Genomic DNA, 26,025 nt, shown 5'->3' on the forward strand with positions numbered 1-26,025 from the left:
TTAATTGTTTTTTATGCTTTTATGTTAGACTAATGTTACGAATAAATATTCATATAAAAGGATTATTAATGTCTCAAATTAAATTAGATCCAATTACGAGAATAGAGGGACATTTAAAAGTAGAAGTAAATGTAAACAACGGTAAAGTCACGGATGCCAAATGCAGTGCCGACATGTATCGGGGTATTGAAAAAGCATTAAAAGGATATGATTATTTAACCGCTATTCACATAACTCAAAGAACATGCGGATGCTGTCCTTACGCTCATGCGGAAGCAGCGGCTTTAGCAATAGAAAACGCACTCAAAATAGAGTTAAACAAAAACGGAAAGCTTTTAAGAAACATGGTAATCGGAGCTTACAAACTAAAAGACTATCTTTTGCATTTTTATACATTGAGTCTGCTTGATTTTATGGATATTAAGGCGATTTTGGATTATGAAGGCAACGACAGTGATTTGCTTGAACTCAAAAGATGGGTTTTAAAAGAAATTTCATCTAACAAAGTGTTTCCATCTCCTCTTTTTTTACAGAGATTCAAAGCCAATTATATAACACTCAAAGAGTTAAATATAGTTTTAATTAAACATTATTTGGAAAGTTTTGAGATAATGAAAAAAATAGACACGATGGTGAAAATTTTCGGTTCCAAATCTCCGCATATGGTTTCTATAGAAGCAGGGGGAGTCACCACTATGCCTACCGCGGACAGGTTAATAAAATATATCGATCTGGCGAAAGAAACCAGTGTGTTTATACAAGAGAAATATTTAAATGATGTGATAGAAGTGGCAAAACAGTATAAAGAATATTTTAAAATAGGTAAAGGACCGGATAATTTTCTTACTTTTAACACTCTTTTAAATTTAGACGGTTCGTATGAATTTGTTCAGGGAATCAGCACGGATTATAAGCTGAATGAAAACATAGACCCTTACAATATTGTAGAGTATAACGGATTCGCCTATTACAAAGAAAGCGGAGGTTACAAGCCTCTGGAGCTTACCCAGCTGACACCTATCACTCTTGAGGAATTTAAACATGAAACAAAAAAATATTCCTGGTCAAGAGCTCCGAGATTTGAAGGACGTGTAGTCGAAGTTGGACCTTCGGCCATTATAATTAATACTTATTTAAGCGGCAAAAATAAAAAATTAAATTCATTGGTGGATAAAATCAACGCTGAACTGGGAATTACACTCCAGGATTATAATTCGGTGATGGGAAGGCACCTGGCAAGAGCTATTATTTCACAGCTGATAATGGATAAAATTTTCAACGATGCTTTAAATGTTGATGAGGGGGTTTTAGGATTTATTCAGCTTCCGGAAATACCTAACAATGTTAAGGGTATAGGGCTTACTGAAGCCACAAGGGGAGCGCTTGCGCATTTTATAGAAATAGGTGAAAACGGTTTTATTAAAAATTATGAAATGATAGTGCCTACTACATGGAACATTTCACCAAAAGACAACAGCGGTATCCACGGCGCCCTAGAACAGATGCTAATAGGCACTGAAATAAAAGATGAAAAAAATCCTATAGAAATAGCCAGAATAGTTAGAAGTATCGATCCTTGTCTGGCTTGTGCCGTGCATTAAACTCTAAGGAGAAAAATAATGATGAACAGAAGAGAATTTTTAAAAGCAGTGCATAAAGCTCTTATTGCTGCCGGAGGTGCAGGGTTTTTCAGTATGGAAGAATTAGAAGCTCTAGAAATAGGAGATATTAAAAAACCGGATATTATTTGGCTGCAGGCAATGAGCTGTGACGGATGCTCCACTTCGTTTTTAAACGCCGATATCTCTATACTTGATATATTAACGTCGTTTACAAATGTTATTTTTCATCCCACTTTAATGGCCGCAACAGGTGAAATGGCTACGGATATTATTGAAAAATATAAAAGTGACAACCTGATTCTTGTTGTTGAAGGTGCGATTCCGACTCAGCTTCCGCATGCATGCTTGATGGGGGACAGGTTTATAAACGACTGGATTGCAAATACCGCCAAAAAAGCAAAAGCAGCTATTTCGGCAGGAACATGTGCGACTTTTGCGGGTATATGTGATATGAAGGGAATGATGACCGGTGCCGGCAGTCTGAGATATTTCTTAGAACAGGAAAATATATCAACTCCTGTAGTCAATCTGCCTACATGTCCTATGAAACCTAATCATTTTCTTTATACACTGTTTTTTTATATTAAACATAATACTCTGCCTCCTATGGACGATTCGAACAGACCTCTCAGATTTTTTGGAGAAACGATTCATGACAGATGCGTATACTATTATGACTATCAGGAAAAGAATTTTGCAGAAAAAATTGGAGACAGAGGATGTCTTTTTAAATTAGGATGTCAGGGACCTGTAACAAAAAACGACTGTGTAAGAAGTTCAAATACATATGATAAATATAACTGCATTAAATCTGGGCATCCTTGTGTAGGATGTGCCAGTGAAAATTTTCCTAGGACCATTATGTTCAAAAGAAGCGACGATAAAAGAGAAATAAAAAAATATAAAACGTTTAAAAGGATATAAAAATGAAAGATTTTTTTAAGTCCGCGCTTTTTTTTAAATTAATAATTATTCCTATTATTCTGCTCAGTGTATCCATTATAGGTTCAATTATTTATTTGGAAAAATTCGGAAAAGAGCTTGTGCAGAAAAAAGGAGCGGAATATACAAAAAGCGTTTTGTCCTCTTATATAAAATTTTCAAAAGACTCTATAGAAAAAGGACAGAGAAAAACGTTTCAGGAAGTTGTTAATGCCGTAAAAACAATTGACGGAGTGGAAGACGTTTACGCGTATTCATGCGACGGGTTTTTAAAGTATAAAAACAATCAGGTGTCTGTTGGGCTTCCTTTTTTAAAACAAAACGGGAAATTAATCAATCTTAACGTTCCTTTGTATAAAAAAACAAAAGGATTATGGTTAAGGGACGACTGGTTTTATAAAGATCTGATAAATTCCAAAGTGTCAAAAAAATGTGTTGATAAATACGGTAAAAACAGCTGTGCGAGATGTCATGTCATGCTTCCTAAAGGGCTTCATTTTAAAAATGATGTAGCAATGGTTAAACATAAAAATTTAATGACCGCTTATTATAAAATACCGGTTGAAAACTTTTGTATAAAATGCCATACACACTGGCATGTTAATCAGCCTTCCGGGTATTTGGGCATAAAAGTGAATTTAAAAGGGGAACAGGCTAAAATAGAAGCCATAATAAATAAACTTAAACTGATATTCTTGTTTTTATCTTTAGTCGGAATGGTGATATTTATTTATTATATTTATGTTGTAGGAAAACTCAGAACCAGTCTGATAGTATTGAAAGACATAACAGCGGATCTTGCTAAAGGCGAAGGTGATTTAACTAAAAGAGTTAAAGTCGCAACCAGCGATGAAACTAAAGATATTGCTGACAACCTTAATGAGTTTATTGAAAAAATCCAGCTTATTGTAAATAATCTTAAAAATACAATCAGTGTTTCGAATTCAACTTCCAAAGATATTGAAAACTCGGTAAAAATAATTGAGGACACTATAGAAGAGCAGTCAAAACTTATTGAAAAAAACAAAATAAACACCAATGTGATAAACGACAGTATTAAAGTTACCAATGACACTATTTATGCAGTCGTGAACGATATTTCCAAAACTCAGGAAACTTTGGACAAAACGTTAAAGTCACTGCAAAAAGTTATATCTAAAATAGAAGAGGAAACATCACAGGAGCAGGAACTTTCAAATAAAGCCACTCAGCTGGTTCAGCATAGCTCTCAAATAAAAGATATATTAAATATCATTAAAGAAATAGCCGATCAGACTAATTTGCTTGCCTTAAATGCTGCAATAGAAGCTGCAAGAGCGGGAGAGCATGGAAGAGGTTTTTCTGTAGTTGCGGATGAGGTGAGAAAACTTGCAGAAAAAACTCAGAAAAGTTTAGGAGAAATAGATTCTGTTGTTAATGAAATTGTAAGCGGCATAGAAGAAATAGAACAGGAAATCCAGCATAATGCCAGTGAAGCAAATGAGATTCTTGAAATTGCCACAATGCTTACAGAAGAAACTAATCTTACAAAAAACAATCTCGATAAAACTATAGAAAATGTTGAAAACGCCGCCGAACAGAGTGCAAAAACAACTGAGAATATCGATATGCTTCTTAAATCGTCCGAAGATTTGTATGTGCAGGCAAAAAGAAGCAGGGAAGTTGGGGAAAATTTAAAAAACGTTTCAAATACTCTAAAAAATATTTTGAATACGTTAAAAGACGAAACGAATAAATTTAAGTCTTAAATTTGATATAATATTTTAAAAAAGGAGTAGGCAATGGCTGTAAACGTATGTGTTCCTTTGGCAAACGGATTTGAAGAAATTGAAGCGATGAGTTTAATAGACGTAATGAGAAGAGGCGGATTAAATGTAATAGTTGCCGGAGTAGGCGGTGACGTTATTTACGGTGCTCACAATGTAAGGGTTATTCCGGACACTAAGATTGAACTCGTAAATGCGGATGAATTGGACCTTGTTGTATTGCCTGGGGGGCTTCCGGGGGCCATTAATCTTGCAGAAGATGAAGCCACACAAAATCTTCTTAAAGAAATGGATAAAAAAGGCAAATATGTCGGTGCCATATGCGCAGCTCCTTATGCATTGGAAAAAGCAGGAGTGTTAAAAGATAACTATACCGCATATCCGGGATGGGAAGGCAATATTAGAAAAGAAGGTTATGTAAGTGACGCTAAAGTTGTAGAGGATAAAAATGTGCTTACTTCTAAAGGGCCTGGGACTGCAATATGTTTCGGACTTGAAATTGTCAGAAAATTTGCAGGTGAAGAAATTTATCAGCAGTTAAAAGCCGGACTTTTAGCAGATTTTTGTTAATTAATATTTTAAAGGAGGGGAAAATGAGAGGTTTGGAGGCTCTGGAGTTTTTCCTTGAGAATTGGCATTCTAAAATCAGGGATTATGATAATTTTTGCGAATTTGACGCAATGGTTGAATATCATTTTGGAAACGATACTAAACTTTACAGCACAAACGTAGTTGTTGAAAAATTTTTTGAAAGAAAAATATCAATTAACAATATTGAGGATATAAACGAATTTTTACCCGAAGAAGTGGAATTTGATTCTTCCACGGGTAATTTATATATAAAAAGAAATCTTTTCGAAATTAAGATAGCTCCTAGAATTTGCTAGGAGTCTTCATCCATTTCGAGTTCCATACTCATAAGATACATGTCTTCGCCGTCTATTATTTTAATCTGGGGAGAATTGCATTTAGGACAGAGATATTCGTCTTTTTTCAATTCGCTTTTTTCTCCGCATTCTTTACATTCAACTACAACCGGCTGAATGTGCATAACAAATTCGGCGTTTTCACACATTGTGCCTTCTTTAAACGTTTCAAAAGCTGTTTTCAATAAATCAGGCTCTACGCCGCTTAATATACCTATTTTTATTTCTAATTTAGTTACGAATTTCGCATTGTGTTTTTTTGCGTTTTCTTCCGCTAATTGGAGCAAAGAGTCTACGATTGAATATTCATGCATAGCAATCCTTTAAATATTTATCTGAAAATGTAATATTAGCAACCTTTTTTATAATAAAAAGTTATCTAAAAACGACTTATTTATGAAATTATATTATAATAATAGAAAAAAAGGCGTAAAAGTGAGTAAAGAAGAAAAAAAAGAACTGATAATGAAAACTGCTCTTAATCTTTTTGCCAAGCAAGGTTTTTACAATACTACAATCGCTGATATAGCGAAAGAAATGGGAATGAGTGTTGGAAATATGTACAATTATTTTCCTTCTAAAGAGTCTTTAGCCAAGGAACTGCTGATTTATACTTCTAAAAAATTCGGAGATGAAATCAGAAAAATAAACGAAATGGATATAAGCAGCAAAGAAAAAATAAGACATATTGTCGAACTCTATTTTAATATGGCTTTAAACGCGCCGGAATTAGTGGATTATTTTATGAGAGTTTACCTGTCCAATAAAGAAATATTTGCAAACGGATGTGAGGGAATGCTCTGCGTATCTGCTTTTGTAACGGAAATTATGATATTTTTTGAAGAAGGTGTAAGAAAAAAAGAGCTTAAAAACCAGGATTTTTTTGCGGCGTTCGGTCTTTTTATGGGATATGTGGGAGGACTGGCGTTTTTAAATAAAGAAGGTATTCTTTCTAAACCTCTGTTGGAATATGTAGAACCTGTAAGCGAGAATATATACAATGCGCTCAAAGCTTAAAGTTATATGGATTGATGCGGTAACATGTTACGGCTGTACCCATTCGTTTCTTAATTACAAAGAGATTTCTTCTCTTTTTGATAAAATCGATTTTAAATATCATCCTATATTTCTGTCCGAAGAATTTGAAATTCAATCTTGCGATCTGCTTATTGTCGAAGGAGCTTTGAAGTTAAATTATCCTAGGCTTGGATTTTCATTAAATGAATTGATTTCAAAGCTCTTTTTTAAAGCAAAAAAAGTTTTGGCTTTGGGTACATGTGCGGTTTACGGAGGTATATACGGCGAAGGGCTGATGTTTAACAGGGAAAACAGGGGACATTATCATAAATGCAGGGATAAAATTATAAATCTTCCGGGCTGTCCTCCTCATCCGGACTGGATAGCGTTTGTAATGGACATGGTAAGCGAAGACAAAAAAATAGAACTGGATGAATTAAACAGGCCTAAAGATATTTTTGCTTATACATCACATATGGGATGTACCAGAAACGAATATTTCGAATGGAAAATTGATGCCGAGGAATTTGGTACCAAAGAAGGGTGTCTGTTTTATTTTCAAGGCTGCCAGGGTCCGTTTACGCATAGCAGCTGTAATAAAGTGCTGTGGAATGAGGTGAGTTCCAAACCGAGAGCCGGGACTCCTTGTTTTGGATGTACTGAAGCCAATTTCCCTAAAAACGAACTGTTTAAAACAGATACCTTTATGGGAATTCCGGCAAATATTCCTTTAGGTGTCAGCAAAAGGGCGTATCTGACGTTAAGCGGAATAGCAAAAAGTTTGAATAACGAAAGACTCAGCTGCAAACTCATTAATTATAAATGCGGGGATAAAAATGAAAATTAATAAAAAGATCATAAATAAAATAGAAGGAGAAGCTACTTTAAAAATCCACGGTGATAAAGAAGTAGAGTTTGTAGAAATAGAATTTTGGCAGTATCACGGTATTGAAGACTATTTGAAAAACAGGCATTTTATGGACGCTCTTGTAATCAATCCCAGAGTATGCGGTATTTGCGGCCATTCTCATTTATATGCTACAGTAAAGGCTATTGAAAAAGTCTTTAAAGCGAAAATTTCTCAAAAAGCCCAGATTTTTAGAGAAATAACAACTCTTTTGGAAATTGTCGAAAATCATATCAAATGGTTTTATATTACTATATTTCCGACTCAGGTAAAAGATAAAAGCTATATTTTCAAAGCTGTAAAATTTTCCTCTAAGATATCTAAAGCAATTGCAATGCTTGCCGGACAGTTTCCTCATAATTCTTATATGATTCCTGGGGGAGTCACATGCGATCCGACTTATATGGAAATTATGAGACTTAAAGATTTAATTAAAGAAATCCTTGATGAGTATAAAAATGAAATAATGGATGAAGAAGTTTATTCTAAAGATTTGGAGCTTTTTTTTGAAAACCTCCCTAAAAATATAGGTAAAAGTTTAAACAGATTTTTGGTTTTAGGTGAATCGGCAGTTTTTAAAAGTAACGGGGATTATGAGTTTGTTACGGAAGAAAAAAACAGATCTTTAAGCAAAAACGCTTTATATAAGAATGAATTTTATGAAGTGGGACCACTGGCAAGAGCCATTGTGAACGGAAATGAAAATATAAAAAAAATTTATGAACAGTTAGGTGATTCCATCTATACAAGAATGGCCGCAAGGGTATATGAGCCATTAATTCTTTTAGAATATATTATGGAAAAGATTGATAAAATAGATTTATGCGAGCCGTCTTTTATCAAACCGGAAATAAAAAACGGAACTGCAAAAGTTGCCGTTGAAGCTCCAAGAGGAAGCTTAATCCATGAAATATCAATAAAAAATGAAAAAATCGAAAACTATAATATTATAGTTCCTACGCAGTTTAACCTTGCATCTTCTTCTAAAGAAAATCCTGCAGCCGCACAGGCGGCGTTAATGAATGAAAACAGCGAATATGTTGATTCAATATTCAGATGTTTTGACATTTGTGCCGTTTGTATGTCCCATTGATATAAATTTTTTTAATATCTATTGAAAAATGAATGTTTATTTATGTATAATAAACATTGAGCAAATTTATTTCGGAGGGACAAAATGAATGAAGCAACTTTACAAAGAGTAAAAGAGAGATTAGAAGCTCTCAAAAAACTTCCGGGAATCGGAGAAAAAAGCGTTTCTAAAATGCTTGAAGAGAGCGGATTTACAAGAAGGGATTTTCTAAAATGGTCTGCAGCAATGGCTGCAATGTTAAGCCTTCCTACATCATTTACTCCATTAATTGCCGAAGCGGCAGAAGTAAGTGACAGACTTCCGGTAATCTGGCTAAACCTAGCAGAATGTACTGGATGTAGTGAAAGTTTAATCAGAAGCGATGCTCCTACAATTGATAATTTGATATTTAACTATATCAATCTTCAATATCATGAAACTATTATGGCAGCAGCCGGATGGCAAGCTGAAGAAAACTTAAAAGAAGGTATGTCTAAATTTAAAGGAAGATACATCTTATGTGTAGAAGGTGGTGTTCCTACAAATATGGACGGTGAATTTTTAACAATCGGACCATTCGCTGAAACAGGTCTTGAATTAGTTAGAAAAGCGGCAAATGACGCTGCAGCTGTTATTTCAGTTGGTACTTGTTCAAGCTTTGGTGGTATCCAAGCGGCAGCTCCAAACCCAACTGGTGCAAAAGGTGTATATCAAGTAATTAACAAGCCTGTTATTAACGTACCTGGATGTCCTCCAAGTGCTAAAAATATCGTAGGTACAATTTTATATGTAATTTTATTCGGACAGTTACCTGCAGTTGACAACTTCAACAGACCTAAATTCGCATACGGACTTAGAATTCACGATTTATGTGAAAGAAGAGGGCATTTCGATGCAGGTGAGTTTGTTCAAGAATTTGGAGACAAAGGCGCACAAGACGGATTCTGTTTATATAAAGTAGGATGTAAAGGTCCTTATACGTTTAACAACTGTTCAAGAGAAAGATTTAACCAGCATACATCTTGGCCTGTACAGGCAGGACACGGTTGTATAGGTTGTAGTGAACCAGATTTCTGGGATTCTATGGCTCCATACGAAGAACCTCTTGCAAATAAAAAATATGATTCGCCTTTAGCTGACGCAACAGCAGATAAATACGGCGTAACAATTTTAACAGTAGCTGGTGTAGCAATTGCAGCACATGCGGCACTTAGCGCAATTAAAAATCCTAAGGAGTAATAAATGGCAAAAAGAGTAGTAATTGACCCGATAACTAGAATTGAAGGTCACTTGAGAGTTGAAGTAGTTATTGATGAAAATAATAAAATTACAAACGCTTTCTCAAGTGCGACACTTTGGAGAGGTATCGAAGTTATTCTAAAAGGTAGAGATCCTAGAGACGCAGGATTTATGACACAAAGAATCTGTGGGGTATGTACATATTCTCACTACAAAGCTGGTATTACAGCTGTTGAAGACGCATTAGGAATTAAACCTCCTCTAAATGCATTATTAACTAGAACATTAATGGATTTTGCACTATTCTTCCATGATCATATCGTTCACTTTTATCAATTACATGCACTTGACTGGGTTGATATTATCAGCGCACTTAAAGCTGATCCTAAAAAAGCCAGCGAAGAAGCATTCAAATATGTTCCTAAAGGTTATGAGCCTATCGCAACAGGTGAAGATCATTTAAGAGAAGTACAAAAAAGAGTTTCTAAATTTGCTGAGAAAGGTGACTTAGGTCCGTTCAAAAACGGATACTGGGGACATAAAACAATGAGATTTACACCTGAGCAAAACCTAATTGCTCTTAGCCATTACTTAAAAACACTTGAAATGCAAAGAATTGCAGCTCAAATGATGGCTATTTTCGGTGGTAAAAACCCACATCCGCAAAGTCTTACTGTTGGTGGTGTTACTTGTATTATGGACCTTAAAGACCCAGCAAGACTTGGTGAATATCTAACTAAATTTAAAGAACTTGCTGATTACGTAAACAGAGCTTATTATGCTGATATCGTAATGGCTGCCGCTGCTTACGGAAATGAGCCAAGCGTAGTTCAGAAAAATAATTTAGGAAATTACCTAACATACAAAACAATGCAGACTGGACCAAACTCATGGTTATTCGATGCATGCGGTTATATTAAAGATTTCGATTTAGGTAAATTCTATCAAATCGATGAAAGCAAAATTACTGAAGAAGCGACACACTCTTGGTATAAAAACCTTGATAATCCTACTCATCCATACGATGAAACAACTGAGCCTGAATATACAGGTTATGTTGAAGGTGAAAGTGTTGACGGACAAGGAAACCTTGTTAAAACTAAAGTAGTTAACGAAAAAGGTAAATATTCTTGGATTAAATCACCAAGATATAACGAAGAACCAATGGAAGTTGGACCTCTAGCATGTATGGTAGTTAACTATGCTGCCGGAAACAAAAAAGTACAGAAAGTTGTTAATGAGTTCTTAGCTCAGACAGGTCTTCCTGCAGAAGCGTTGTTTACTGTACTTGGAAGAACAGCAGCTAGAATGCTTCAAACTAAAACAATTGCAGATTACGGTCTAGAAGCATTTAACAACCTTGTAGAAAACCTTAAAAAAGACGATTCAACAGTAGCTCCTTATGTTATTGATGAAACTAAAGAATATAAAGGTAGATACATCGGTGACGTTCCAAGAGGTATGTTATCTCACTGGTGTAGAATTAAAAACGGAAAAATCGAAAACTGGCAGGCTGTAGTTCCTTCAACTTGGAATGCAGGTCCAGAAGACGGTAGAGGTAAAAAAGGTGCTTATGAAGCTAACCTTATCGGTATGACTTTAGCAGATCCGGCTAGACCTCTAGAAGTTATTAGAAGTATCCATTCATATGACCCATGTATTGCTTGTGCGGTTCACGTAATGGACGTTAAAGGTAAAAAATTAGGTGAGTTTAAAGTAGATCCGCTATACGGCGCATGTTAAGGAGTTAACAATGAAATTTTTAAAACCTATGGGAGAATATCTCGGCGGAATAGAATTTTCTGCCGGATATAGATGGCAACACTGGATAAGAGCAATTTCAATTTTTGCTCTTATAGCAACAGGATTGTACATTGCTAATCCTTTTATTACATATGCCAACGTCTCATCTGAACCAACTAGATTTATTCAGGCTTATATCAGAGAATGGCATATTATTTTTGGATTTGCAATGATAGGTGCAGTTCTTTACAAAACATTTTTCTTCTTCTTTTTCAGAGAAGGAAAATACGAAAGAGCTTCACTAAAAGATGCGTTTAATATTAAAGTGGCTCTCCAGCAAATCGGATATTATTTATTAGTAGCTAAACACCCTCATACTAAAGGTGTTTACAATCCGTTACAGTTCTGGGCATATACAATGCTGTATGTGTTCTTTTACGGAATTATGATTACTGGACTTGCTCTTTATGCCGAAGTTTATCATAACGGTTTAGGTGCGGCATTATATCCGTTCGCTAAATCTGTTGAAACATTCTTTGGCGGTCTTGCATATGTCAGAATCTGGCATCACATTTTTATGTGGGCTATTATCGTAGTAGTGTTCATCCATATCTATATGGCTGTTTATAATGCAGCTTTCGGTAAAAACGGCGGTATGGATGCGATTTTCTCAGGAATGAAATGGGAAAAAGAAGACCATTAATTTTTCTTTCCCCTTTGGGGAAATACAGTGAAAAGTGAAAAGTTAAAAATGTTTTTTAATTCTTCACTTCTCACTTACATTTTCACTTTAATATGAAAGGTTGTTATGAAAATATTAGTACTTGGTATAGGTAATATACTGTTTGGAGATGAAGGTATAGGTGTTCATTTAGCGAATTTTATTGATGAAAAGTATGAATTTAAAGGCCCACATCAGGTTGACATAATCGACGGAGGAACGCTAGCTCAAAGGTTGATTCCTATTATTACAGAATACGACAAAGTATTTGTGTTTGACTGTGTTGATGTTGATGAAGCAAATATAGGAGATGTTTATTTCTTTGATTTCAGGGAAGTTCCGGAATGTGTAAGCTGGCAGGGGAGTGCCCATGAGGTTGAAATGCTGCAGACGCTTCAAATGATAGAAATGATGGGAGATCTGCCTGAGACTAAAATAATAGGCGTTGTTCCTTTTGTGATAGGCGAAGATACGACTTTTTCTATTACGCCTGAAGTACAAAAAGCGGCTGAACTTATGGAAAAGATTTTAATTACTGAACTTAAAAAGCTGGGAGTGGAGCCTAAAGTTAAAAATGAAAATGTTACTTTAACCCAGATAGCAAAAGAATCATACAGAAGAGGAGTTCCGGAAGAGTCATTAAAAGGTTTAGAAATACATAATTAATAAAGGAATGAAATATGGTATTAAAATTTATTTTCCAGCTGGACAGCAATAACGGAATAATAGAAAAAATTTTGCTAAGAGCGGCAAAAGAATTAAATATAAAACTAGGTTTAAGCAGAGATATTAAGAATTTATATGCTTTTATCGAAGGAAACGAAAACGATATAGATAATTTTTCCAGAAAAATATCAACTGAAATGCCTTTGAGTATATTTTTAAAGTCATTAAATGCAGAAGTTGTTGAAGAATTTCAAAATGATCTTAAAATTGATTTTCCTGATCTTAACGTTGCTCCTTGCCCTAGATGTTTAAAAGAAGTAAAAGATCCGGAAAATGAAAACTATTATAATCCTTTTCATCATTGTGAAGTGTGCGGATATCATGTAAATGAAAAGTTAAAAATTGAAAATGAAAAATGGAAAGAAAAATTTGAAAACTTGGCCGATAAACTAAAAAAAGAAGGCAGAATTTATATTCAGACAATGAACGGCAGGTATGAAGTTACTACTGATTTAGAAGATGCAGAACAGGTTGTTGCTGTTGATTTGGCCGCTGTCGCAACATATTTTATGAGTTTTGACGGTGACGCCAAAGCATTGGCAAGTATAGAAAAACCGCTGGTAAGACTTAAAACGAATTTAAGTTTTAAAAAAGAATTCGGATTATCTGTTCCGGCTTATTTTGTAAAACTGCCTGACTGTATGGTATTGGAGCTTTTATGTGAAGAGATAAAAAACGATATAAAACTGTTGGGACTTAAAAAAACGGATAAAAATGATGATTTTTCATTTGAAATAGACAATAATGACGAAATTCCGGTTGCGGTTGTTACCGATACGAGAAATCATGATATTCTTATTGAAAGCGGTGAAAGAGGGCTTCTTCCGAAATATGAGAAATGTTTGGGGAAAAATATAGAAGGCTCATATTCTAATTATATTGCCGTATCCAAAGACGATAAGACGGTAATAAAGAAAGCAGAAAACACTGAAGAAATCAAAATTAAAATTCCGTTTGCAGGTTATTTTGGCGTATTAAACCAATGGAATCTTGAAGATAAAGTAACGATGGGATTTGCATTTTACAAAAAAGACGAAAATAAAATAATGATTAACTCTCCTAAGTTCGGACTGGTTGAATATGTTGATTTTAATTTTAAATTCGAAAAATTTGAAGATGTGTTTGCGGCAATAAAAGTTATGAACGAAACAGGAGAGAAACTTATTGAAAACTTTTCAAATAAAGAGCCTGAACTGTTTAAAAACGCTTTAAAGGCTGATTTAAATACTGACTCGCAGGGAATAGCATATTTGTGGGGACTAATCGGAATTGTTTTAGGTTTTGCCGACAATATTGATGATGCTTATAAAAAATTATTGGAATACGCCAACTTTGCCATGGCTAAAAAAGGTCCTAGAATAGATTATAAAATGAAAGATAAAAATCTTGATCCTCTATGGGCGATCAGAACCGCTATGAGTTTTAAACTGGCCGGGGTTGACAATTATCTTTTAAGCTTCGGGGTAGTTGAGAGTTTTGCTGAATTTTTAAGCAATACTTACGAACAGGTTAATAAAGAATCTCCGCTTGACGGAGCCGTAATTGTGGGAGATCTGTTTGAAGGAGAATTTTTAAATAAAATTTATACAAGTATCAAAAAAAATTATCCTACTTTTACTCCGAGAGCATTGCCTATCAGCGGTCCAATAGAAGCATACGGCAGTGCTGTAATAAATGCAAAGAGTTAATGCCATTTTAACTTTAAAGATGTATAATTTCAGAGAAAGCAAGTTGCTTTTTTCATTTTTTCTCCTTTTTCCTTTTTCCTCCTTTTTAATTGTTGTTATAATTTTAAAAAAGGCGCAGCCGTGAGAATTAAATATAAAATAAACGGTATAGTGCAGGGTGTAGGATTTAGGCCTACCGTTTATAAAATCGCCAAGAAACTTAATCTTTGCGGATATGTTTTAAACTCTTCCGACGGTGTAATAATTGAAATTGAGGGTGAAAATAAAGAGCGTTTTATAAATGAGCTAAAAAACAATCTGCCTCCTTTAGCAAGAATCGACACTATAGAAGAGACAGTTTTAAGAGCCAAAAATTATACCGATTTTCAGATAATAGAATCAAAAGAAACTACAAAAACCACTTCAATTTCTCCGGATATAGCTGTTTGTGAAGAGTGTCTCAAAGAGATGTTTGATAAAAACAACAGAAGATATCTGTTTCCTTTTATTAACTGTACAAACTGCGGACCGAGATATACGATTATTAAAGATATACCGTATGACAGGAAAAACACTTCAATGGCTAAATTTAAAATGTGTGAAGAGTGTTATAAAGAATACACAAATCCTCTTGACAGACGTTATCACGCCGAGCCTACCTGCTGTTATGACTGCGGACCCGAATTAAATGTAAAATGTAAAATGGAAAATGGAAAATGGCAAGAATTGAGAATTGAGAATGGAGAATTGAGAATTAAAAAAATTGAAGTCATTGCAGAAAAAATTAAAGAAGGAAAAATTGTAGCAATAAAAGGTCTGGGCGGGTTTCATCTTGTATGTGATGCCACAAATGAGAATGCAGTAAAAGAATTAAGACGCAGAAAACAAAGACCAAGCAAACCGTTTGCCATGATGTTTAAAAATATTGAAACTATTAAAAGATACTGTAAACTTACGTATAATGACGTGAATTTAATAACTTCTAAAGAAAAACCTATTACTTTGGTTAAAAAACAGGTTGAATTAAACGGTATAGCTGACGGAATAGACAGATACGGCGTTTTTCTTCCATATACGCCTATACATTATCTTCTGTTTGAATATATCGATTTTCCTATTGTGGCTACAAGCGCTAATATATCGGATGAACCTATAATAAGAGACAGTGATGAATTAATAGATAAACTCGGAACAGTAGTCGATTATATCCTGGACAACAACAGGGATATTATAAATGCCTGTGACGACAGTGTTGTCCAGGCGGTAGGCGACGGAGAGTATATCACAATGAGATGTGCGAGAGGATATGCGCCATTAATGAAGAATGTAGAATGTAGAATGGAGAATGGAGAATGTAAAGAAAATATTACTAAACATAAAAATAAAAAAATAAATAAATTCTCAATTCTCAATTCTCAATTCTCAATTTTAGGAGTAGGGGCAAATCAAAAAAATACTATTTCTCTTGCTTTTAAAGAAAAATTTATACTTTCTCCTCATATAGGAGATTTGGGTACGCTTGGCAGTATAGAATATTTTGAAAGGACCATTGATACATTCAGAAGACTTTATGATTTTAAAGAAGATGTGATAATATGTGATAAACATCCTTATTACGAATCTACAAAATGGGCTCTTAATCAAAATAAAGAAATTTATCAGCTGCAGCACCATTATGCTCATGCGCTTGCGACAATGTTTGAATATGATTTAGAGGGAGATTATCTTGCTTTTATATTTGACGGGACAGGATACGGTGATGACGGAAGTATTTGGGGCGGTGAAGTATTTATTTGTAACAGGCATAGTTATGAGAGAATTCATTATTTTAAACCTTTTAAATTGATAGGCGGGGAAAAGGCTGTAAAAAATCCGGCTAACATGGCTGTGGCTTTATTAAACGACGATTTAGCCAAAATATATAAAAATTATAAAATTGCAAAAAATCTTTCAAAAGGCAATTTCCCGTTAACTTCTTCTATGGGAAGAATTTTTGATATGGTGGCTTTCCTTGCCGGAATGATAGAAAGAAACGAATGGGAAGGTATGAGCGGGCTTTTAATAGAAAAAAACTATAATCCGGAAATAAAAGAAATTGTTAATTTTGAAATAAACAAAGAAATTGATTTTATTGAGATGTTAAACTTCGCGGCTAAAAACAAGGGCAGTTTTGAACTTGTCTCATCAGTGTTTATAAATTCTCTGGTACAGAGTATAGTTAAAATTTCAGATATGTATGATTTGGATATTATTGTCGGAGGAGGGGTGTTTCAAAATAAAACCCTGTTAACGCAGGTATTAAAAAACATTAAAAATAAAAAGGTATATTTTAATAAAAACATACCTATAAATGACGGAGGGATAAGTGCAGGCCAGACGGCCTGGGGAATGTGGAATTTGTAATTTAATTAGAACTGGTCTAATATAATAGGCTCTTTTGGATGTTCTACAGCTTTTAATCCTTTAAATCCTCCAAATTCAGTAACTTTGTTAACCACGCTGTAACCTGTGTTAAGCCATCCGTTTATTCCTCCTCTAAGTACGTATACGTTTTTTTTAGGTATACCGAACCATTTTACAAGCTGTCCTCCTGCAATTACCGCTCTGTGTCCTGTTGCACATAAAAACACATATACGTGATTAGGTTTGAACGCACCCATTGCAGCATATACAGGAACCTGTCCTAAAGGATATTCGTCATAATCAGGCCAGTCAATTTCTCCCGCTTTCATTTCATCAACGCTTCTAACGTCAACTATAGTGAAATCTTTGTCTTTTTTCATCCAGTCTTTTAACTGATCCGGTGTAATATAGTTTACGTATTTTTCGTAAGATCTGCACATTTTGTTAAGCTCTGCAACTTTTGGCCCCATACCTTTAATTGTATTTGCAAGTTTAAATGTATGGGCGTATGCAAAGCTTCCGGCGATTGCCAAACTTAATGCTAAATATCTGAATTTCATCTTTTCCTCCTTGTTTTTTGTTATAATTCATAATGAATTATAATTCACTATGAATAAAAAAAATGTAAAAGATGTGACAAAATGGAAAATTGCAGAGTATTAATCGCTTCTAAAGAGTTGGAAAAGCTGTTCAGTGAAGATGTTTTTTCCAATATTCCAAAAAGATATTTAAAAAAAGGGGAGGTATGTTACCCTGAAACCCCTAGAATTCTTGTTTTAAAAGAGGGTGAGCTTAAAATATCACTTATAGAAAACAATAAAGAGCTTATTTTATATTTTTTGCATAAAAATAATTTTTGTTTTTGCAATAATGATATTATGGTGTATGCCAAAAAAGACAGCGAATTTTATTTTCTTGAATCTCATCATTTTATTGAGCTGTTTGGAAATACGGATTTTTGTAACGTATTGCTTAACAATTTAAATCAAAATATTGAAATAGAAAGAGATATATTAAAATCCCTAGCTTTTAAAAGTTCCAAAGAAAGAATAAGCGAATTTCTTTTGGATTTAGCATTTAGTATTGGTATAAAAAAAGAAGAGGGTATTTTATTGGACGTACATTGCACAATGGAAGAAACAGCTTCATTTTTAGGAATGAGCAGACAGAGATTTTCTACTTTTATTAATGAAATGATTAATGAAGGAATACTTGAAAAGTTGGGTCAAAAGAAGTTTTTAATAAAAAATATAGATAAATTAAAAGAATTTTCTAAAGAATAAATCTCCCAGCTCCGATATCAGCATTGCCAATATAACCAAAACTGCTCCAGTGATTTGTATTAAAGAAAGTGTTTCTCCGTAAAAGTATGCAAAAATAGCAGCACTTACAGGCTCCATTGCGAATATGATAGCTGTTTTCGTTGAAGTGGTGAATTTTTGTGCGTATGTCTGTATAAAGTAAGCAAATACTGTTGCAAACAGTACCGTTACCGTTAACGCAATAATTACGTCTTTGCTGAAAGTTACGCTGCCTTTTTCAAAAGGTATAAATATCAGACTAAGCAAAGCCACTGCCAGAAACTGAAATGTTACGAGTGTGTAAAGATTGTATTTTTTACTGAATATATCTGTATAGTTAATGTGCAGAGCGACAAATACCGTAGCTATAAATGTATACAGTTCGCCTTTTCCGAAACTTCCAATATTAGCGCCGGTAAGTAGGTATATTCCTAAAAAAGCCAAAATAACCCCTATTATGGCATATGGAGAAATTCTTTTTTTAAATATAAAAAAAGCAACTATAGGTGTAAGTATTACATATAAGCCAGTTATAAACGCAACTACAGATGAGGGTGCATAAAGAAGCCCGAAAGTCTGAAAAGAAAAAACCAAAAAATTAAAAATACCCAGTAACAATGCGGCTTTTAAACTTTCTTTATCAAAAGAGATTTTTTTGTAAAAAAGTATAAACATAAGTAAAAACGACAAGAAAAATCTCCAGAAAAGAAAAATAAAAACCGGCATATCCGCAATGGCGTTTTGTACCAGTTTAAATGTTACACCCCAGAAGATTGCAACAATAAGGAGCAAAAAGTCGGCGAAGTTTATCAAATACCGCCTTTTGCTTTCATTTTTTTCTCAAGTCTGTGTCCTATGAAACTAAGAATGGAAGTAAGCATTAAATATAATGCCGCGACAGTCAGCCATGTTTCGAATGGCGAGAATGTATTAGCAACTATTTCGCGTCCTACTTTCGTAAGGTCGGTAATAGAAATAATAGATACCAATGAACTGTCTTTGATTAATGATATCAGTTCACCAACTAATGCAGGAAGCGCCTTTCTAAGTGCCTGAGGAAGTATTATAAGCTGCATTCTCTGAATAGAGGTAAATCCTAAAGATTTTGCAGCCTCATGCTGTCCTTTGTCTATAGACTGAATGGCGCCTCTTAATATTTCGGCGATATATGCGCCGTAAAAGATAGATAAACTCATTACCCCTGCCCAGAATCTCGGCAGGTTAAATATCGTTGCAACTATAAAATAAAAAATAAACAGCTGCACGAGCAGAGGAGTTCCTCTTATTACGGTTACATATACGCTTCCGATATAATCAAGAGCCGGAATACCGCTTAGTCTCATTATCGATATGATTAAACCAATGATAAAAGCTATAATCATAGAAATAATGGATATTTTAATTGTAACCCATATACCTAAAATAAACGGTCCGGGTTCCAGTTTTTGTTTGTAAGCAAATTCGTCACCCTGATAAACGTATTCCCCGTTTTTAAATTCAAGCTTATATCCTGCGATATTATATGTTTTTACCACATGATTTTCATCACATATTACTTTAGCCTGATTTTTTGTAATTTTTAGGGTTCCGTCACAAGGTGAGGTAAGAGGTATTTTTTGTTTATACACGAAATATTTTGGGATCATATCCCATTTCCATGTATAGTTTATTTTACTTGCAGCCTGATATAAAAACCATCCAAGCAGCACATAAAAAAGAAGGGCAATAAGCTGCCCGAATTTTCTATCCCTTATAATAGACTTTTTCATTGCACTCTTTTCAACCAGTCAGTACTTCTAAACCATCTGTTGTAGAATTTTTGATAAGTACCGTCGTGTTTAATTTGTCTTAAGAAGTTGTTTAGCCAGTTAAGAAAATCAGGGTCGCCGTGATTGATAGCAAATCCTAACGGTTCATAAGTTAAATCTTGTCTTAAGAAAATAAGTTTACCTTTTCCTTTGCCAGCCATAAACAGTTCGTTGTAAGGTTTGTCATAAATGAATGCATCAGCTCTGTTGTTTAGAACTTCCTGAACCGCAGCGCTTTCACTGTCGAATGTTTTAATTGTAGCGTGTTTGAAAAGTCTTCTAGCAGCTATTTCTCCGGTAGTTCCTAATTTAGTAGTAATTACCATACCTTTTTTGTCTAAGTCTTTATAGCTTTTTACACCTTTGTGTTTTTTGTTGACAAGTAGTGTTTGACCTACTAGGAAATAAGGATTAGTAAATGTTACTTTTAAGTTTCTTTTTTGAGTAATAGTCATACCTGAAATAATGATATCGCATTTTCCTGTCATAAGTGCAGGAATGATACCGTCCCATGCAGTAGGAACAAGTTTAAGTTTTACACCCATGTCTTTTGCCATTTTTTTAGAAATATCCACGTCAAAACCGATTATTCTTCCGTGTTTGTCTCTCATTTCAAACGGAACGTACCCAGGTTCTAGACATACTCTAAGTTCACCTTTTTGTACGATTGAGTGAAGCGTCGAATTTTTCCATACGTTAAAATCAGCCGCGAAAAGCATTGATGCTAACGCTAATATTGCGATTAATAGTTTTTTCATGTTTTACTCCTTTGTTTTTTTAGTTTAAAGATTGAAAAAAGGTAATGATATTTTACCTTTTTTTACTGTATTAGTGATGCAATATCTCACTTAGGAATTTTTTTGCTCTGTCGGTTTTAGGATTGTTAAAGAACTCTTCAGGCGTGTTTTCTTCTACTATTTCACCTGCATCCATAAACACGATTCTGTCACTGACTTCTCTTGCAAATCCCATTTCGTGCGTAACGCATACGATTGTATAATTTTCCCTTGCGAGTTCTTTCATAACGTCAAGTACTTCTCCGATCATTTCCGGATCAAGTGCGCTTGTCGGTTCGTCGAAAAGAATAATTTTAGGTTTCATTGCAAGAGTTCTGGCAATTGCAACCCTCTGTTTCTGTCCACCGCTGAGCTCGCTTGGATATTTATTTGCCTGATGAGGTATTTTAACTCTTTCAAGCAGTTTCATTGCAAGCTCTTCGGCTTCTTTTTTTGGCATTTTTTTTACTTTAATAGGTGCAATAGTTATGTTTTCTAATATTGTTAAATGAGGAAACAGGTTGAAATGCTGGAAAACCATTCCGACTTCCTGACGAAGCTTGTTAATATTAGTTTTTTTGTCATAAAGGTCTTGATTGTCAACGATTATTTTCCCGCTGTCAATATCTTCAAGTCTGTTGATACAGCGGATAAGTGTAGATTTACCGCTTCCGCTAGGTCCGCAGACTACAACGACTTCACCTTTGTCAACATTAAAATTTACACCTTTTAAAGCATGAAAGTTACCGTAATATTTTTCAATGTCTTTCATTTGTATAATTTGTTCCATCAAATCTCCTATGCGTTAAGCTGTTTTTCTACTTTTTTTTCTAACATATGAGAAAATTTACTCATACTGAATGCTATACTGAAATAAACAAGTGCGACAAAACTGAATATTTCAAAACTTAAATATAATCTGTTGTTTATAATTGTCGCTGCTCTGAAAAATTCGATAACACCGATGGTGTATGCTAAAGATGTATCTTTGAACAGAGCCACGAACTGCGATACGAACGCAGGTATCATTTTTCTGTATGCCTGTGGCAGTATTATATGTATAAATGTCTGTGTTGAATTAAATCCTAAAGATTTGGCAGCTTCAAACTGTCCTTTAGGAATAGAATTTATACCGGCTCTTACTATTTCCGCTACATAAGCGCTGGTAAATAGTGTAAAGGCTATAATCGCCGCTACAGTTGGCGATACGTGAGCCTGAGTATGGAAAAATGCCATAGAAAATACAGGTATGGCAAAAAACACCCAGAATATTACCATAAGTAAAGGTGTCGCACGTAAAAGTTCAATATATAAAATTGCAGGAATTTTAATTATTTTGATTTTACTCCATCTTGCGATACCGAAAATAGATCCGATTATAAAACTTAGAAAAATAGAAGTAATCGCTAATATGAAAGTAAGAGCAAGTCCTCCTATTTCACCTGGTTTTCCAAAGAAAAGAAATCTCATGTTGTCTTTTGTAAATATTTCTTCAAAATGCGTTTCTGGATATGCAATCATCTGGAATATTTTAAGCAGCGTTGCAATTACAATTATGTTGAATATCCAAAACTGGACTTTGTGTTTTTTAAAATAGTTTTCAATGTTTTTAAGCATTTTTAACACCTTTTGAGAACTTAATCTCAACTAAATTCATAACGAATGAGGTTGACAGTGTTAAGATAATGTAGAGTATTGTAACTGCTGTTGCCGCTTCAAATCCTCTGAATGTTTCCGCATCTATCTGCTGCGTTGCAAATGTAAGTTCCGCAACCCCGATTGTCATAGCTAATGACGAGTTTTTAATAAGATTTAAAAACTGGCTTGTAAGAGGCGGAATAATAATTCTTATGGCCTGAGGGTATATTATATACCACATAACCTGGAATCTGTTCATTCCGAGTGACTGGGCAGCTTCAAACTGTCCTTTCGGAATAGAGTTTATACCTGCTTTTACAACTTCACCAATATACGCTCCGGTATATAAAATAAGAGCAAGTAGCGCTGAAAAAAACGCATCCACATCCTGAATATGCAGAAATTTGCCCCAACTGTTTAAAAAAGGAAAAATTTGAGACAGTGTAAATGTAAAATAGATAAAAAACATTTGAACAATAAGCGGTATGTTTCTAAAACTTTAAACATAATAACTGGAAAATAATGAAAGCCAGAAATTTTTTGACGCTCTTCCGATTCCTACGATAGAACCGATTAAAAAGCTAAAAAATATACCTAATACAGAAAGTTTAATAGTAGTAATAAGACCTTGAATAAGCAGGCCTTTATATTCAATTAATACACCCCAATCAAATTCATAACCCATTTAATTACCTTTTTGATTTTTTCCCCAAAAGAGGGGATTTTAAATTATTTAGGCCAAACTTCCGGAAGTCTGTTAGGCTCAGTACCAAACCATTTTTTGTAAAGTCTTTGGTAAGTACCGTCTCTAACTGCGTCTTGAATAGCGAAGTTTACTGCGTCTCTGAAGTTAGATTCGTTTTCTCTTACACCCATTCCGTAAGGTTCGAATGTAAACGGTTTACCGATAACCTTGAATTGACCGTGAGATCTTTTTGCCTGAGTCGCACACCAAGTGTAGTCAGTTGAAACTGCGTCGATTTTACCTCTTTTTAAAGCCATAATAGCTTGAGGGTATTCTTGGAAATATACAAGTTTAACTTTAGGACATACTTTTTTGAAGTTGTCACCGCTTGTTGCACCTTGAATTACACCGACTCTTTTACCTGCGAAATCTTTGTAGCTTTTAGCTTTGCAGTCTTTTCTTGCCAAAATTGACTGACCGTCAAAATAGTAGCTGATTGTAAAATCGATTGGTAAATCTCTTTTAACTTTGTGAGTCATACTAGCTGCGGCTATATCGATAGTACCGCTTTGTACCATCGGAATTCTTGTTTTAGAAGTAACCTGGGTAAATTCAGGTTTAACACCTAATTTTTTTGCAATATATTTAACCAGGTCAATGTCGAATCCTACAACCTGACCTTTAGCGTTAACAAAACCGAACGGCGGGAAGTCATATTTCACACCTGCCTTTAATACACCGCGACTTTGAACGTCTTTAAGCAAATCAGCACTTGCCGACGTTAAAAACATTCCTAGAATCACTAGAAAAGCAAATAGCTTTTTCATTTTCTCTCCTTTGTTGATATTTCAACATAAATTATACCGAAAAAATTACATTTTTGTTACAAAAATATTAAAAATAAGTGATTGTTATAGCAACAGTAACTCTAGGGTTTCCGGGTTGATTGTAGAATAATCAAACGCCTGATACGTCGAAGTAGGGTAATAAATACTGTAAGGGTTGAATGTTGTCTGGGTAGGAAGTGTGAATGTTAAATTTTGAAGTGTTGAATAGAGTGAATTATATTTATCGCTGATGACTTTTTCATATTCTTCTATAGTATATGTATCAGGATTATATAAAGGAACACTCAGATTGACATTTTGACCGTCAATATTTAATGTTTGGTCAAATACGTTTAAATTATCGTAAGTAGTGTTTTTTAAAATATCGTTTATTTCAGTTTCAAACTGGTTAATAATATCCTGTGTAGGGTCATTGATGTTTTTTAAATCATCAATAAGTGTCAATACTTTTTCGAGTGAAGAAGTGGCTGTTTGTAAGATACCTACGTTTTGATTGAAACTGTCTACATTTGCAAACAGAGGGTTTGTAACAAACTGTGTAGGTGAAAAATAATCCGTAACTCCTAGTGATATTAAATTGTTAATATAGTCGCTGTTAAATGTAATAGGTTCGGTGTTATACGGATATGTAGGTAAATAGCTTATAGGATAATAGCTGCTAACTGTCATTTTTAGCCTCCGTTTAAAAGGTTCATTAAGCTTTGAGTATTGGCATTTATACTGTGTGCCTGAGCTAAAAGCTGTGCGTTTAGTTTAAGCTCGTTGTTTTTTAAATCGGTAACTGTTTTTGACAGATCCGTTTCATTCTGGCTTTTGGCTTTTGAAGTGTTTAGCACATATTCGGACAAATTATTTATTTTGGACTGCGCTTCATTTGTGAATGCGCCAATGAAATTTCTCGCATTATTTAAAGAATCTTCGAAATCATTTATATTGTTAATATCAAATTCAGGCATAGACGTATCAATTATAGTGCCGTTAAAATCAAATTTTCCGAAAACGTTTTTATCGTTATAAACAGTTTGGGTAAGCGTGTTGTTTATGTTTTCAGAAAGTTTGTTTATCTGAGAATTTACAGCTGACAGATTATCGCTGTTGAGCGTTGCGTTATTCGCCTGTACCTGCAGTGTTTTAATCTGATTTAAATCGTCCCTTATACTGTTTAACGCTCCGTCGGCTGTTTGCACAAATCCAATTGCGTTATTGAAATTGTTTATCTCCTGTAATGAAGTATTAATATCGTTTTCATAAACATCCTGTATAAATGCATTAACGTTTTTCATTACTTTTGAAGGGTCGGCTATTTTTTGGATGTCGCTGTCTATTTTAGATGTGTTGTTGTTTAAATAGGCAGTGTTAAATTCATTGATTTTCATGACCGCCTCCTTCGTTATATTTATATATATTATACCATATTTTTGATAAAATGTTTAAAAAACTTTTAAGGTTTTCAATGATAGAAATAAAGCATCTGAAAAAAGTATTCGGAACAAAAACTGTATTAAAAGACGTCAATTTAAAAATAGAAGACAATAAAACGACTTATATTTTGGGAATGTCTGGACAGGGTAAATCTACGATAATTAAACATATCGTAGGACTTTTAAAGCCGACTGCCGGAGAAGTTCTGGTAGACGGAGTTGATGTCGGAAAAGCTGATATCAAAACACTTTATGAAATCAGGAAAAAAGTAGGGTTTACATTCCAGGAAGGCGCGCTTTTTGACAGTATGAGTATTTTTGACAACGTCGCGTTTCCGCTTGTTGAACATACTAAACTTTCTAAAGAGGAAATAAAACAAAGGGTATACGACACTCTTGAAATGGTCGGTTTGGAAGCGCAAAGAGTTGCAGGTCTGTTTCCCCATGAATTAAGCGGTGGAATGAGAAAAAGAGCCGCTACGGCAAGAGCTATTATTCTAAAACCTAAATATGTTCTTTATGACGAGCCTACAAGCGGATTGGACCCTATTATCAGCGATAAGATTACAAGAATGATAGAAAGTCTTACAAAAAATTATAATATGACAAGCGTAGTGATATCTCATGATTTAAAAGAAACGTTTAAAAGCGCAGATTACGTTGCAATGCTTTATAACGGTGAGATTATTGAATACGGCACCGTTGAGGAATTTAAAAATTCTAAAAATCCTATTGTTCAGGCTTTCATAAAAGGAGAAAGCGAAGAATACGAAAAAATGGCGGAAGCAATTTAAGAA

The 26,025-nt window shown here is 34.3% G+C and carries 28 protein-coding genes; 16 read left to right on the top strand and 12 right to left on the bottom strand.

Features of this window, described 5'->3' with window-relative positions:
• Positions 1-68: 68 nt before the first annotated feature.
• Genes C3L23_RS02955 through C3L23_RS02975 form a run of 5 tightly spaced genes read left to right on the top strand, consistent with a single transcriptional unit; the run spans position 69 to position 5,217 of the window.
• Positions 69-1,601 carry a nickel-dependent hydrogenase large subunit gene (locus C3L23_RS02955; protein ID WP_210402426.1) on the top strand — a complete coding sequence of 511 codons (1,533 nt, stop codon included), beginning with the start codon at positions 69-71 and terminating at the stop codon, positions 1,599-1,601.
• A gap of 18 nt (positions 1,602-1,619) precedes the next feature.
• Complete coding sequence (locus C3L23_RS02960; RefSeq protein ID WP_127679699.1) at positions 1,620-2,546, top strand: oxidoreductase; 927 nt, start codon at positions 1,620-1,622, stop codon at positions 2,544-2,546.
• A gap of 2 nt (positions 2,547-2,548) precedes the next feature.
• Positions 2,549-4,312 (top strand): methyl-accepting chemotaxis protein, encoded by a 1,764-nt coding sequence (locus tag C3L23_RS02965; RefSeq protein WP_127679701.1) that lies wholly within the window; start codon positions 2,549-2,551, stop codon positions 4,310-4,312.
• 33 nt (positions 4,313-4,345) lie between these two features.
• Entirely contained in the window at positions 4,346-4,900 is a 555-nt protein-coding gene (locus C3L23_RS02970) for a DJ-1 family glyoxalase III (protein ID WP_127679703.1), read from the top strand.
• Positions 4,901-4,923: 23 nt separating this feature from the next.
• Positions 4,924-5,217: a hypothetical protein gene (locus tag C3L23_RS02975; RefSeq protein ID WP_127679705.1), complete on the top strand. Its 294-nt coding sequence runs from the start codon at positions 4,924-4,926 to the stop codon at positions 5,215-5,217.
• On the opposite strand, the gene hypA is transcribed toward C3L23_RS02975, so the two are convergent.
• Positions 5,214-5,570: a hydrogenase/urease nickel incorporation protein HypA gene (gene hypA / locus C3L23_RS02980; RefSeq protein ID WP_127679707.1), complete on the bottom strand. Its 357-nt coding sequence runs from the start codon at positions 5,568-5,570 to the stop codon at positions 5,214-5,216. The genes C3L23_RS02975 and hypA overlap by 4 nt on opposite strands.
• A gap of 82 nt (positions 5,571-5,652) precedes the next feature.
• On the opposite strand from hypA, the gene C3L23_RS02985 reads away from it, so the two are divergent.
• The 9 genes from C3L23_RS02985 (at position 5,653) to hypF (ending at position 16,751) form a co-directional block, all read left to right on the top strand.
• Entirely contained in the window at positions 5,653-6,273 is a 621-nt protein-coding gene (locus C3L23_RS02985) for a TetR/AcrR family transcriptional regulator (protein WP_127679709.1), read from the top strand.
• Positions 6,257-7,120 (top strand): hydrogenase, encoded by an 864-nt coding sequence (locus tag C3L23_RS02990; RefSeq protein ID WP_127679711.1) that lies wholly within the window; start codon positions 6,257-6,259, stop codon positions 7,118-7,120. The genes C3L23_RS02985 and C3L23_RS02990 overlap by 17 nt, the downstream gene beginning before the upstream one ends.
• Entirely contained in the window at positions 7,110-8,273 is a 1,164-nt protein-coding gene (locus tag C3L23_RS02995; protein ID WP_127679713.1) for a nickel-dependent hydrogenase large subunit, read from the top strand. Before C3L23_RS02990 ends, C3L23_RS02995 begins: the two co-directional genes overlap by 11 nt.
• 84 nt (positions 8,274-8,357) lie before the next feature.
• Positions 8,358-9,491: a hydrogenase small subunit gene (locus C3L23_RS03000; RefSeq protein ID WP_127679715.1), complete on the top strand. Its 1,134-nt coding sequence runs from the start codon at positions 8,358-8,360 to the stop codon at positions 9,489-9,491.
• A gap of 3 nt (positions 9,492-9,494) precedes the next feature.
• Entirely contained in the window at positions 9,495-11,234 is a 1,740-nt protein-coding gene (locus tag C3L23_RS03005; protein WP_127679717.1) for a nickel-dependent hydrogenase large subunit, read from the top strand.
• 10 nt (positions 11,235-11,244) lie between these two features.
• Complete coding sequence (gene cybH / locus C3L23_RS03010) at positions 11,245-11,937, top strand: Ni/Fe-hydrogenase, b-type cytochrome subunit (protein WP_127679719.1); 693 nt, start codon at positions 11,245-11,247, stop codon at positions 11,935-11,937.
• Positions 11,938-12,042: 105 nt separating this feature from the next.
• Positions 12,043-12,621, top strand: coding sequence for a HyaD/HybD family hydrogenase maturation endopeptidase (locus C3L23_RS03015; protein ID WP_127679721.1), 579 nt, complete (start codon positions 12,043-12,045; stop codon positions 12,619-12,621).
• A gap of 14 nt (positions 12,622-12,635) precedes the next feature.
• Positions 12,636-14,369: a hypothetical protein gene (locus C3L23_RS03020; RefSeq protein WP_127679723.1), complete on the top strand. Its 1,734-nt coding sequence runs from the start codon at positions 12,636-12,638 to the stop codon at positions 14,367-14,369.
• A 120-nt stretch (positions 14,370-14,489) separates the two neighbouring features.
• Positions 14,490-16,751, top strand: coding sequence for a carbamoyltransferase HypF (gene hypF, locus C3L23_RS03025; RefSeq protein ID WP_127679725.1), 2,262 nt, complete (start codon positions 14,490-14,492; stop codon positions 16,749-16,751).
• 5 nt (positions 16,752-16,756) lie between these two features.
• Here the strand turns inward: hypF and C3L23_RS03030 are convergent, their stop codons facing one another.
• Complete coding sequence (locus C3L23_RS03030; protein ID WP_127679727.1) at positions 16,757-17,311, bottom strand: rhodanese-like domain-containing protein; 555 nt, start codon at positions 17,309-17,311, stop codon at positions 16,757-16,759.
• A gap of 81 nt (positions 17,312-17,392) precedes the next feature.
• On the opposite strand from C3L23_RS03030, the gene C3L23_RS03035 reads away from it, so the two are divergent.
• On the top strand, positions 17,393-18,034 hold the full coding sequence (locus tag C3L23_RS03035; protein WP_127679729.1) for a Crp/Fnr family transcriptional regulator: 642 nt from the start codon (positions 17,393-17,395) through the stop codon (positions 18,032-18,034).
• Here C3L23_RS03035 and C3L23_RS03040 read toward each other — a convergent pair.
• The 10 genes from C3L23_RS03040 to C3L23_RS03080 all read right to left on the bottom strand — a co-directional run bounded on the left by C3L23_RS03040 (position 18,011) and on the right by C3L23_RS03080 (position 25,183).
• Positions 18,011-18,865, bottom strand: a complete 855-nt coding sequence (locus tag C3L23_RS03040; RefSeq protein ID WP_127679731.1) for a DMT family transporter — start codon at positions 18,863-18,865, stop codon at positions 18,011-18,013. The two genes, C3L23_RS03035 and C3L23_RS03040, sit on opposite strands and share 24 nt — an antisense overlap.
• Positions 18,862-19,821, bottom strand: a complete 960-nt coding sequence (locus tag C3L23_RS03045) for an amino acid ABC transporter permease (protein WP_127679733.1) — start codon at positions 19,819-19,821, stop codon at positions 18,862-18,864. The genes C3L23_RS03040 and C3L23_RS03045 overlap by 4 nt, the downstream gene beginning before the upstream one ends.
• Positions 19,818-20,618 carry a transporter substrate-binding domain-containing protein gene (locus C3L23_RS03050; RefSeq protein ID WP_127679735.1) on the bottom strand — a complete coding sequence of 267 codons (801 nt, stop codon included), beginning with the start codon at positions 20,616-20,618 and terminating at the stop codon, positions 19,818-19,820. Before C3L23_RS03050 ends, C3L23_RS03045 begins: the two co-directional genes overlap by 4 nt.
• A 70-nt stretch (positions 20,619-20,688) precedes the next feature.
• Positions 20,689-21,426, bottom strand: coding sequence for an amino acid ABC transporter ATP-binding protein (locus C3L23_RS03055; RefSeq protein WP_127679737.1), 738 nt, complete (start codon positions 21,424-21,426; stop codon positions 20,689-20,691).
• Between the two features lie 8 nt (positions 21,427-21,434).
• Complete coding sequence (locus C3L23_RS03060; protein ID WP_127679739.1) at positions 21,435-22,253, bottom strand: amino acid ABC transporter permease; 819 nt, start codon at positions 22,251-22,253, stop codon at positions 21,435-21,437.
• On the bottom strand, positions 22,246-22,761 hold the full coding sequence (locus C3L23_RS03065) for an amino acid ABC transporter permease (RefSeq protein ID WP_256385452.1): 516 nt from the start codon (positions 22,759-22,761) through the stop codon (positions 22,246-22,248). Before C3L23_RS03065 ends, C3L23_RS03060 begins: the two co-directional genes overlap by 8 nt.
• A 12-nt stretch (positions 22,762-22,773) precedes the next feature.
• Positions 22,774-22,959 (bottom strand): hypothetical protein, encoded by a 186-nt coding sequence (locus tag C3L23_RS09540; RefSeq protein WP_210402428.1) that lies wholly within the window; start codon positions 22,957-22,959, stop codon positions 22,774-22,776.
• Positions 22,960-23,003: 44 nt separating this feature from the next.
• Complete coding sequence (locus C3L23_RS03070) at positions 23,004-23,786, bottom strand: transporter substrate-binding domain-containing protein (protein ID WP_127679741.1); 783 nt, start codon at positions 23,784-23,786, stop codon at positions 23,004-23,006.
• Between the two features lie 84 nt (positions 23,787-23,870).
• Complete coding sequence (locus tag C3L23_RS03075) at positions 23,871-24,476, bottom strand: hypothetical protein (protein WP_127679743.1); 606 nt, start codon at positions 24,474-24,476, stop codon at positions 23,871-23,873.
• A gap of 2 nt (positions 24,477-24,478) precedes the next feature.
• On the bottom strand, positions 24,479-25,183 hold the full coding sequence (locus C3L23_RS03080; RefSeq protein WP_127679745.1) for a flagellin: 705 nt from the start codon (positions 25,181-25,183) through the stop codon (positions 24,479-24,481).
• 77 nt (positions 25,184-25,260) lie between these two features.
• Between C3L23_RS03080 and C3L23_RS03085 the strand changes: the two genes are divergently transcribed.
• Complete coding sequence (locus tag C3L23_RS03085; protein WP_127679747.1) at positions 25,261-26,022, top strand: ABC transporter ATP-binding protein; 762 nt, start codon at positions 25,261-25,263, stop codon at positions 26,020-26,022.
• The last annotated feature ends 3 nt before the right edge of the window (positions 26,023-26,025 follow it).

The sequence above is a fragment of the Nautilia sp. PV-1 genome (assembly GCF_004006315.1).
Classification (GTDB): Bacteria; Campylobacterota; Campylobacteria; order Campylobacterales; family Nautiliaceae; genus Nautilia; species Nautilia profundicola_A.